The organism is Puniceicoccus vermicola, from assembly GCF_014230055.1.
GTDB lineage: Bacteria > Verrucomicrobiota > Verrucomicrobiia > Opitutales > Puniceicoccaceae > Puniceicoccus > Puniceicoccus vermicola.
This window is the reverse complement of record NZ_JACHVA010000055.1, coordinates 1-9,910: the sequence shown is the minus strand read 5'-3', so window position 1 is coordinate 9,910 and position 9,910 is coordinate 1. Positions and strand designations below refer to the sequence as shown.

The 9,910-nt window shown below is 53.4% G+C and carries 9 protein-coding genes; 3 read left to right on the top strand and 6 right to left on the bottom strand.

Annotated features, from left to right (window positions below; all coding sequences use genetic code 11):
• Positions 1-999: FAD-dependent oxidoreductase (locus tag H5P30_RS07495; protein ID WP_185692350.1), on the top strand; the 999-nt coding region annotated here is incomplete at its 5' end.
• Between the two features lie 63 nt (positions 1,000-1,062).
• Here H5P30_RS07495 and H5P30_RS07490 read toward each other — a convergent pair.
• Complete coding sequence (locus H5P30_RS07490) at positions 1,063-1,869, bottom strand: AraC family transcriptional regulator (RefSeq protein WP_185692349.1); 807 nt, start codon at positions 1,867-1,869, stop codon at positions 1,063-1,065.
• 129 nt (positions 1,870-1,998) lie between these two features.
• On the opposite strand from H5P30_RS07490, the gene H5P30_RS07485 reads away from it, so the two are divergent.
• Positions 1,999-2,793 carry a PEP-CTERM sorting domain-containing protein gene (locus H5P30_RS07485; RefSeq protein ID WP_185692348.1) on the top strand — a complete coding sequence of 265 codons (795 nt, stop codon included), beginning with the start codon at positions 1,999-2,001 and terminating at the stop codon, positions 2,791-2,793.
• A 198-nt stretch (positions 2,794-2,991) separates the two neighbouring features.
• Positions 2,992-4,554 carry an FAD-dependent oxidoreductase gene (locus tag H5P30_RS07480; RefSeq protein WP_221774318.1) on the top strand — a complete coding sequence of 521 codons (1,563 nt, stop codon included), beginning with the start codon at positions 2,992-2,994 and terminating at the stop codon, positions 4,552-4,554.
• 395 nt (positions 4,555-4,949) lie between these two features.
• Here the strand turns inward: H5P30_RS07480 and H5P30_RS07475 are convergent, their stop codons facing one another.
• From H5P30_RS07475 to H5P30_RS07455, 5 genes are all read right to left on the bottom strand, one after another.
• Positions 4,950-5,540, bottom strand: coding sequence for a hypothetical protein (locus H5P30_RS07475; protein WP_185692346.1), 591 nt, complete (start codon positions 5,538-5,540; stop codon positions 4,950-4,952).
• Between the two features lie 53 nt (positions 5,541-5,593).
• Positions 5,594-6,154 carry a PEP-CTERM sorting domain-containing protein gene (locus H5P30_RS07470; protein ID WP_185692345.1) on the bottom strand — a complete coding sequence of 187 codons (561 nt, stop codon included), beginning with the start codon at positions 6,152-6,154 and terminating at the stop codon, positions 5,594-5,596.
• Between the two features lie 409 nt (positions 6,155-6,563).
• A complete protein-coding gene (locus tag H5P30_RS07465) occupies positions 6,564-6,848 on the bottom strand; it encodes a hypothetical protein (protein ID WP_185692344.1) in 285 nt (94 codons plus the stop codon).
• Positions 6,849-7,380: 532 nt separating this feature from the next.
• The gene (locus tag H5P30_RS07460; protein WP_185692343.1) at positions 7,381-8,262 is read right to left on the bottom strand and encodes a helix-turn-helix transcriptional regulator; all 882 of its coding nucleotides are present in this window, start codon (positions 8,260-8,262) and stop codon (positions 7,381-7,383) included.
• 560 nt (positions 8,263-8,822) lie between these two features.
• On the bottom strand, positions 8,823-9,368 hold the full coding sequence (locus H5P30_RS07455; RefSeq protein WP_185692342.1) for a PEP-CTERM sorting domain-containing protein: 546 nt from the start codon (positions 9,366-9,368) through the stop codon (positions 8,823-8,825).
• Between the last annotated feature and the right edge of the window lie 542 nt (positions 9,369-9,910).

The window sequence follows — 9,910 nt, the reverse complement described above, 5'->3', positions numbered from 1 at the left end:
GGCGTGCTCCCCTGGATCAATGAAGCCGAACCCGATCCCGAAGGCTCCGGAGATCATAAGATCCAAGCTTACAATTTCCGGGTCTGCATGACCGATGATCCGGACCTAAAGGTTGATTGGGTTAAGCCCGAGAGCTTCCGTGAAATTGACCACGAACTAGCTCGACGCTGGTTCAATACCGACACGGACGAGTATAATGCGCATTTGCCCAACCCGAAGAACCGGAATCTTGATGACCCCGACTCCATTTTGAGAAAATTCGATGTAATGGATGCGCGCACGCCGAATGGGTATTTAAAAACAGATACCAACAACCACGGCCCGGTCTCCACAGATTTCATCGGCGCAAACTATGCCTGGCCGGAAGCGAGCTACGCCCAGCGCGAAGTCATTTTTCAAGAGCATGTCGACTACATCATGGGACACTTTTGGTTTATGGCCAATGATCCCTCCATTCCGGAAGTATACCGTAAAGGATATGCCCGTTTCGGCCTGCCGAAGGATGAATTCCCAGAAACCGGACACTGGCCACATCAACTGTATGTCCGTGAAGCACGCCGCATGGTCAGTGACTATGTTCTAACGGAAAAAGACACGCAACATATTCGCCAACCAGAGGATCCCGTTGCCATGGGCTCCTATGCGATGGATAGTCACAACTGCCAACGCTTTGTGAAAGATGGATGTGTCTATAATGAAGGCGATGTTCAACTACTCCCCAAAGCTCCCTACGGGATCAGCTACCGCTCCATCACACCGGCCAAGGGCGAATGCGAAAATCTATTCGTTCCGGTCTGCTTATCCGCATCACACATCGCATTTGGATCCATCCGCATGGAGCCGGTCTTTATGGCTCTCGGCGAAAGCGCTGCGATCGCGACCGACATGCTGATCGACCAAAAAGACGCGGTTCAATCGATTGATTATCCCGCCCTGGCAAAAGAGTTGGAAAGTGTCGGACAGATTCTCCATTTCGAGGAGGTTGCAGATTCTGAATAGGCTGAAAAATAGACGACCAAATTATAAATTTGGAGCGGCCTACGGATGAGACCGTGGCTGGTTCTATTTTCGCTCCTCACTGGGCGAGTGATTCCAGAACTTCCTGTAAGCGCGGCTGAAATACAACGCATCGGTGTAGCCGCAGCGTGCAGCCACTTCTTTGATACTCATAACCGAATCCTTCAAAAAGTACCGGGCCGCACGCATACGGAGCGTGGTGAGGTAGCGATTCGGGCTCTCATGCATCTGGCGGCGAAAGAGATCGCGAAAGTAATCCGGATGGAGGGTCAACTGTTCCTGTAACTCAGCCAAGGCAGTGGGGACATAATAGTGCGCCTGTAGCCAACGGACCGAGTAATCGACTTCCGGATGACGGTCGGAAGCTCGCTTTTTTTCCATAACCAGCTCAGGCAGGTTTAGAAAGAAACGGGCAAGGACGGCTTTCATCTCTCCCTCCATCAGAAGATCGTATTTCTCCTGCCTCTGCTTTAGTGCAAGAATACGCTCCATACCTAAACGCTGGAGGAAAAACTCTGTCGGTCGATCCAGGATAAGATGATCGAAATCCTGAAAAATTCCCTCGCTAGCGCTGAAGACCGTCCAGAGCAATTCGGCAGGCCGATCCCCTACGACCTCCCATTCACGCCAGATCCAGGGTGGCACAAATAAGACCGAACCCGCTTCACAGTTCACATCCTCACCTTCAACCTGATAGCGGACAGATCCGCCAGTAAAGAGGATGAAACGACAGGTTGGCACGATTTGGCTGCGTGCAGAAAACCCAGGCTGGAACTGCTCATGGCGAACCTGATCGAAATGCAATCGACTGTTCAACAGCTGCCCCAATTTGGATCGGTATGACGTCTCCATACGTACAGCATCGAACGCAAAACCTATGTTTTGTCCATATAAATCCGCATTCTCATACATGGTCAAAACAGCCGCACATGGTAGAGTATAGTTTCAATTGCAATCCTCACAATCCCCCAACGTCACGATATGAAAACAATCTCTCTCACCCTCCTCGCTACTGGTATCGCCGCATATTCCCTATGCGCACAAAACATCCTGATCAACTTCGGCAGCGGCACCGGCAACTCCCCCAGAGTTTATACAGGCACCAATTCACCGGGCCATAATGCGGGTGAGTTGAGCGGCACGAATTGGATCAATCTCTTTCAAGATACCGCCAGCGGAATCGAAGACGAGTTTGGCAATGCTACGAATCTTGCGATTGATTTTGGAACCACCACGACCGATACAGGCACCACGCTTAATTATTCAGCCGCAACCAAGTCGGCAAATTATTCGGTAGAGTCAGCGGTGGACCAAGACCTAAAGAATCTCTTTGATACGAATCTGGGCGAAGGCAATGCGGTGCGCGACGGCAGTGGCAGCCCGGGAATCGGTCTTTCCATATCAGGTCTGGACGCCGGAGAGTATAGATTCTACGTGACATCATTCCGGGGCGACACAGAAGCTAATGCCAGGACCGACTTCGATATTTACGCCGGTTCCAGCAACGACGCGATTACCGATTTCTCCGACTACTCCGTCGGAACCATCTTTAACTCGACGACTGTCAGTGGCTGGTCTTACGGTGATAACTACCTAAGCGGCACATTTACGATTGATGGCACCAACGATACCTTCTCCTTACTTTCCAACAGCAATTCCTACATCGGTGTGCTGACCTCGTTGGAAATTGTCTCCGTCCCCGAGCCCGGCACGTATGCCGCGATGATCGGCGGAATCGCATTGCTGCTCGTAGCTACTCGTCGTCGTCGCGCTTAGTCCGATCGTTCTGACTCAACGCGGCTCCAAGCAGTTGGATGATTGCGCTCTGTCGAAAACCAGACAGGCAAGACATAACAACGAACAAACTGCGCCGCGCCGAAAGAACAACGCCCTCGGCGGAACTAAGCCAAGCGACGCCTTTCCAGGCAGCGATTAAAGGCGGAGGCGATGGATCGTATCTCAGAAATGTGCTCGATGATTGAAAGGAATATTTGCGTCTACGGGGCCTCCCCAGCCGGACTCACAGCGGCCCTACAAGCCAAGGCTGCCGGAAAGTCGGTCACTCTCATTGCCCAGGGACAACATATCGGCGGCATGCTGGTCGAAGGGTTGGGCAGCCAAGACATCAACAACAATGGAACGCAGAACCAACTCGTGATCGGCGGCTTGTCTCGCGAGTTCTACCAGCGTGTCGGTGCGAAATACGGCGAAGCATTTACCTCCAAATTCGAATGTCATGTGGCCGAGGAAGTCATCGAGGAGTGGATCGCCGAGGCAGGGATCGAAGTCTTCCGGAACGAAAGACTGGCCGAGCGCGATAGCGCGGTGCTCAAGGAAGGCAGCTGCATTCGTGAAATTGAAATGGAGAGCGGCAACCGTTTCCGGGCAACGGTCTTTATCGATGCCACGATCGAAGGTGACCTGATGAAATGGGCCGGGATCTCCTTTACAACCGGACGCGAAGGCAACGCCACTTACGGGGAGAGCCTGAATGGTATTCGTGAATCCAGCTACCGGCAATTCGAGGTCGATGTCGACCCTTACACCATTCCCGGCAATTCAAGTAGCGGGCTGATCGCAACTGTGCAAGATGAGCCGAAAGGCAAGCCAGGCGATGGCGACAACAACATTATGGGCTTCTGTTTTCGGCAGTGCCTGACGCAAGACCCGGCCAACCAACTCCCCTTTCGAAAACCGGTCAACTACGATCCGGCGAACTACGAGATCTACCGCCGTTATCTAGCCGCTGGCGGCAGGTTGTTCACCCCGGTCATCAAGTTGCCTAAGGGAAAAACCGATCTCGGCAGTTGGCATGACTTGTCCGGGAACCTTTACGGCTACAACCATGGCTGGCCCGACGGGAGCTATGCCGAGCGGCAAGCAATCTACGACGATCACAAGGATTTCATCGAAGGCCTCTATTGGTTTCTCTGCCATGACCCGGCCGTGCCGAGCGAACTGCAAGCAGAATGGTCCACATGGGGACTCGCAGCCGACGAGTTCATCGACAACCAAGGCTGGCCTCGCTCGCTTTATATCCGCACAGGGCGGCGCATGATTTCCGACTACGTCATCACGGAAGCACACACCAAAGGAAAAGTAGTCGCCGAGGATGCCATCGGGGTCGCCTGGTGGCCGCCGGACGCGCACCATGCACGTCGCATTGTGGAAAATGGTGTGGTTCGAAACGAAGGTTTCTTTTTCGAGCACGACTATGTCCCCTTCCCGATCAGCTACCGGGCGATGATCCCCAAGCGCTCGCAGTGCACCAACTTGCTGGTGCCCGCCGCACTCTCCAGCAGCTATGTTGGATACGGGTCGGTTCGTCTGGAATGGACGCAAATGGTCTGCGGTCAGTCAGCTGCCCTAGCGGCAGTGGAAGCCCTCAAAACAAGAGCGGACGTGCAATCGATCGACTATGCGAAGCTGAGGAACCGTCTGTTGGATGCCGGCCAAATCTTGGAAGTGCCCGCAACAACCGGCGCCAAACTTGGCATACAGGATGCCAGTGTGAAAGAGCCTGTCCCAGAAACGTGAATTTCCAAGCCGAGCGTTTCATGACCTTGGCGTCAGGTGTCCTGAGGAAGGTGGTTTCCGTGTGGCAAGTCGATGTAGGTGAACTTGCACCGACACTAATTACCGCCGACCCTAACCTCCCCCCTCACTTGGTCTGGATGAACTTTCCCCGATCAAATACATGAAACACTGGGCTGACCCCATTTGCCTCCCGCTTTCAGAATGGGGATCCATCTGCGGTTGATCTTCAATCCACTGGACTGCCCCAGAGAAATGATGTCAAACGTAGGAAAATCTAGAGAGCGACGTCGACCAAATCTTTATATTTTGCGCTGCAAGTCCCGCCCCGCTGCAGCGGGGTGAACTCACGGAGTGTGTCGGGGTTTGACCCCATTTTCCCTCGCCCGGCTGTCCCACTAAGTCTTGGAGCAAGTGCGCTCACAGCGGCGGCAGGCCGCGAGGCCTAACGCAAGAAGACCGGCTAAGACACCGTAGAACGAAGGCTCGGGGACGACGGTCAAGGTTGCACTACCATTGTCTCCCCAACTATAGGAGTAGGTGCCGGGCGTTACACCGAGGTCGTTGAAAGAGGTGTTGTTGAAAGTCGCGGTTGAGATGCCGAGCGCATCCCCGGAACCGAACCCGCTGGGGACTGCGAGGAAGAGGGACTTTCCTATACCAACGAAACCAAAAGGAGACCCGGTGGCGCTGTCTGCACTGGTAACTGCATTGCTGGTTCCGAAAGCAGGACCTGAAAACGATCCGGAATAGGCATCAAAACTGGCGGCACTACCAAGGCTTATCATTCCTTGCAGGGGTTGAACTTCCGCATTGAAGCCACTTTGGGAGCCGGCTGATGTCATGCCTGCTAGATCAATCGTGCCACTACCCGTAAGAACCACGTTCGAACCGACTTCCTCCATGGTGAGGGTGATCGCGGCGAAGGAATGAGTAATGCAAAAAGCGCTGAGCGTCGCTGAAATCAGTAGAGCGGTTCTGGTTTTCATCTAGCTTGCTTGAACGTTTTGGATGAGTGGTGAGTTGTCTCTTCGGAGAGATACTACCTCCGCACCCGGCGGCGGCAGACTGCAATGCCTAGGGTCAGGAGGCCCGCTAAGGCAGCGTAGGCGGATGGTTCAGGAACAACGCTGATGGTGAGAGAATCTGCATTTGCACCGCTGCCCCAATTCCATGTGTAGTTCCCTGAAGATAAGCCGAGATCATTGATCGATGTATTGGTAAAACGAGAAAACCCTGAAAGTGAATCCCCTGAGCTATATCCGGAGGGAAGAATTAGATAGTTAGATCCACCGAGCACGCCGAAGACCTGACCTCCGCCAGAATTCGGATATGCCGGGCCAACGGATCCAATTGCAGTCGGTCCACCTACGGGAAGGTCGTATCGATCAATGCTCGCAAACGAAGAGCCAATGAACACTCGAGCAAGTGAACTGTCGATACCGGGTGCGGCAATAGCATTAGCGAACCCGCTAAGGCCTGCTGTATTTGCACTACCCGATCCGGTAGCAAGAACATCAGAACCGTCGTTCTGTATCGTGATGACGATTGCGCCCCATGACCAAAGGGGAGCAAACAGAAGTGCGACTAGTACGGTTTTCATTCTTTTTCTCGTTTTTATTGGCTAGGTAGGAGAAGCGCCAATCCGGCAGCCGAGTTCAAGCACGCTGGATAAATGTCCAAGGATATGGACAAATTTAATAGTTCTTATCGGATTGTTTTATCGGCATGACGCGAAAAGCCGGGAGCCGTCTCTCCGGACCCGATCCCAGCTCTGCCGATCCATCCGGATCGACACCACGGGATGTCGTTTTTATGGAGGCCCTAAAGCGTCTGATCCAATTGAGAATTGGGGTGGAAAGGATTAGAAACTTGTGCCGTGAATCATCACAAGTTTCGTAGCATCCCGCCGTGAGGCGAATGACTGTCGGACATCCGGGCCGACTACCTTCCTAGCGACAACCGGGTGGGCGGCAAAGCCAACCCACCTACGGGAAATCTCTCTCTTCGCGTTACCTGCGCACCCTGCGGCGGCAGGCTGCAATGCCTAGGGCTAGGAAACCGGCTAGGGCGGCGTAGGCGGAGGGCTCGGGAATGACGGCACTCGTGGACCAGTTGACCGTTCCCCCTCCTCCAGAGAGCGTTCCGCTGAGTCCTCCGGAGTTGTTGGCGAAGCCAAGATCCGTCAAGCTACCCGTGCGGGATATCGAGCCCGTGATCATCGTGGAATTCGTAAAATCGTTTGGCCCGTAAACATAGTTCTGGTCGAACCCGAAACTATCCGATCCCGGACTCATCACCCAATCGTTTCGAGATATCCCCCAGGGAAAAGGTGTGCCTGATATTCCATCACCAAATACACCGCCAGCCCGACTGAACGAAATCTCGATCGCATAGAATCCACTAGTGGAAGAAAGAACTGAAGATCCTGACCACGTAGAACTAGAATCAACATCCCACGTCCCATTCCATGATGCGGTGGTCACATTGCTAACGCTGTCCCATTCAAAGTTTAGAGTGATCGCTGCTTGAGCAGGTAGCCAAATCAGAGTCAAGACAGCGGATATCAAGGTTACGATTCCAGGTTTCATAGCGTTTGTGGGAATTATTTTCACTTTGAAAACCTGATCACCGATCAACTACCCGCCTCTGTCGACCGTTTCGTCGAAATGTCCAAGGATTTGGACAAATTTCATAGTTCGATGCAGGTCTCACATTGTAGTGATTCTCGGTTCGGCTGTCGGTCGTCCAATGGTCGCCTGCGTGGATGCCTAGCCCCGCCCATCGGCGGGCAAAATTTTGAGTCGTCCGGGGACTGCGCCGGGGTTTTTACCTATTCTCCCGAAACGCGGTTGGGCTTTGTCCGGACTGTTTGCGGAACCAGTTTGAAAAATACGAGGCGTCGCGGATGCCGCAAGAGGTGGCAATCCTCGAAACGGACTCTGAACCATCGACCAGCATCCGCTTGGCGTGACCGAGGCGGATATCGTTGATGTATTGCAGAATGGATACTCCAAGGTGTTCCTTAAAGAGGGCGGACAACTTGGACCGACACGTATCCACCCTCGCGAGCACTGACTCCACGCTGAGAGACTCATTGTTCCAGTTCGTCTGGATGTGAAGGCAGGCTTTCCATAAAAGGTGGCTCGGGAAGCCCTCGGCCACTTGCTGACCGACCTGCTGAAAGACTTGATATCCAATGTGCGAAGCCATGGCCTGGCGGTCCGGGCGGGTCAGGCAAAAGGCGATCCGATTGAGCCAATCGCGGGGAATCTCGCGGTAGCGGAAGGCTCCCTGCCAAAGGTTGGTTTGTTCGAGCAACTCGTGGCATCGGGACCCGTCCAGCAGAAGGTAATATCCCTCTGCTCCGTCCTTTCCGGCGGAGGCATGGTAGTGGATACCCGTGTCCAGCACGGCGACCTCTCCTGCCTTAACTTCGAACGACCAACTGCGCCCCTGGACGATAAACCCACCCCGCTCGCACCAGGCGAGAGAGCAGAAGTAGCTCCGCTGCTCTGGATAGATCACGCCCTCCGGCGCATTCATGCTCGCCACTTCGAGCGAAGAGAGATCCTCCGTCGCCGGAGGCAATACCTCGGATCGGGAGAACAGGTTGTTGTAATACTCTTCCCCATCCCGCAACTCCAGAAGTCCTCCTGAAAAGGAATCGGAGTCGATCCGCGAGGAATTCTTGAGAATTTCTGTTTTCATAGAAGCGCGATACGCAAATTGGTTTGCCGCCAGTCCGATTCGAAGTGTGCGACCCGTCAGTAAAAGAGCAAGTCATTGTTCTCCCAACCCAACATCCGTGGGAGATAAAATGGTAAAGACGAGACACATACCGTCCCGCCACAGTCGTTGAGAGCACCCCGGACCCTACCCACGATCCAACTTGGCGCTTTGCATGAAAAATTGGGCTGACCCCGCTTTCGGGCTGACCCCTGCTATCCCCCTTAAAAAGGGGGATTCCGAGTCGCATTCTGATAACTCCCAAGAATGCCTCGTCATCATTCTTGCAAGAATTCGTGGACCGCTCCCCCCTCCGGCAGTCCCACCATCTCCGACTAAAGATCAACCCAGCTGTGATTAACCACAGAAGGCACAAAAATCTCAAAAGGTGGACACCCGTCCATTTCTGTGATTTCTGTGCTTTTTGTGGTTCCAGCGAAGGAAGTTGGATTACCGCTCGGGCTTACAAAATTCAAGAATCAAGATCTGACGCCTTTTGCCTTTCCCGCTCCTTTGCAAGAGCCCCTCCGCAACTGCGCTTCTTATCTCCGCCGTCTTAGAAAGACGAAACCAGAAGCAAAAAGGCCAAGCAAAACACCATAGCTGGATGGCTCGGGAACAACTGACCAGTTTACCGTTTGTGAACCTTTGAAAGCAACGCCACTTTGCCCCGGATTGAGTCCGAGATCCGACAGATCCGTGCTTCCAAGGGTCATCGTGCCTGAGAGCGTGGTTCCAGCAATGTATCCCGCCGGTGCGTAGGCTCCAAACTGGTCAAATCCCCATGGGTCGCCCGTTGTCGCGGTTACGGTAGCGGAATTCCAGGGAAAAGGAGTATTGAAAGCTCCGTCATCGTAACCATAGGCACCGGTGATATTGGTGTAGACCGCGTTAGGACCAAAGTCCGCTGGAAATCCGGAGCCAAACGAAGCAGTCTGGGAGTAAGTGGCCCAGTTGCCATCGTAGGTGATGGTGGTGTCTCCGGTGATCGCAGAATACTCGATCACCATCGTGAACTGAGCCGTGGCCGCCAATGGCAGGCTGAGAAGAGACACAAGAGGGAGAACAAAGCGAGAAATTGTTTTCATTACTCTAATTTTTAGTCAAAATCTAGCCGTCGGCAAGCAAATTTTCCGGCGATCGAAGCGAACGCTTCTCCCTTGCGCTTTACCAGAATTCGTGGACCCCTCCGACTCCTATTCGCGTTTGGCCTTTTCTCCCTTCCCTTCCAAAAAAGAATTCGAAACACACCACCGATCCCCACAAACGGAAACAGCTCCCCCCTCTACATCTGTGCCCATCTGAGTCATCTGTGGTTCATCTCCTCTCCTTCCCTCCGGAAATCCAGGAAAAGTTTACTAATCCAGTTCCGCCGCAGTCACCAAGAAATCCCGCACTTGGTCTGGATGAACTTCTCCCGACTAAATGCATGAAACATTGGGCTGACTCCATTCTTCCCGTCCCCATCTCCGACTAAAGATCAACCCAGCTGTGATTAACCACAGAACGCACCAAAACCTCAACAGGTGGGCACCTGTCTAATTCTGTGATTTCTGTGCTTTTTGTGGTTCCAGCGAAGGCAGTTGGGCTAACGCTCGGGCTTACAAAATTCAAGAATCAAGATCTGACG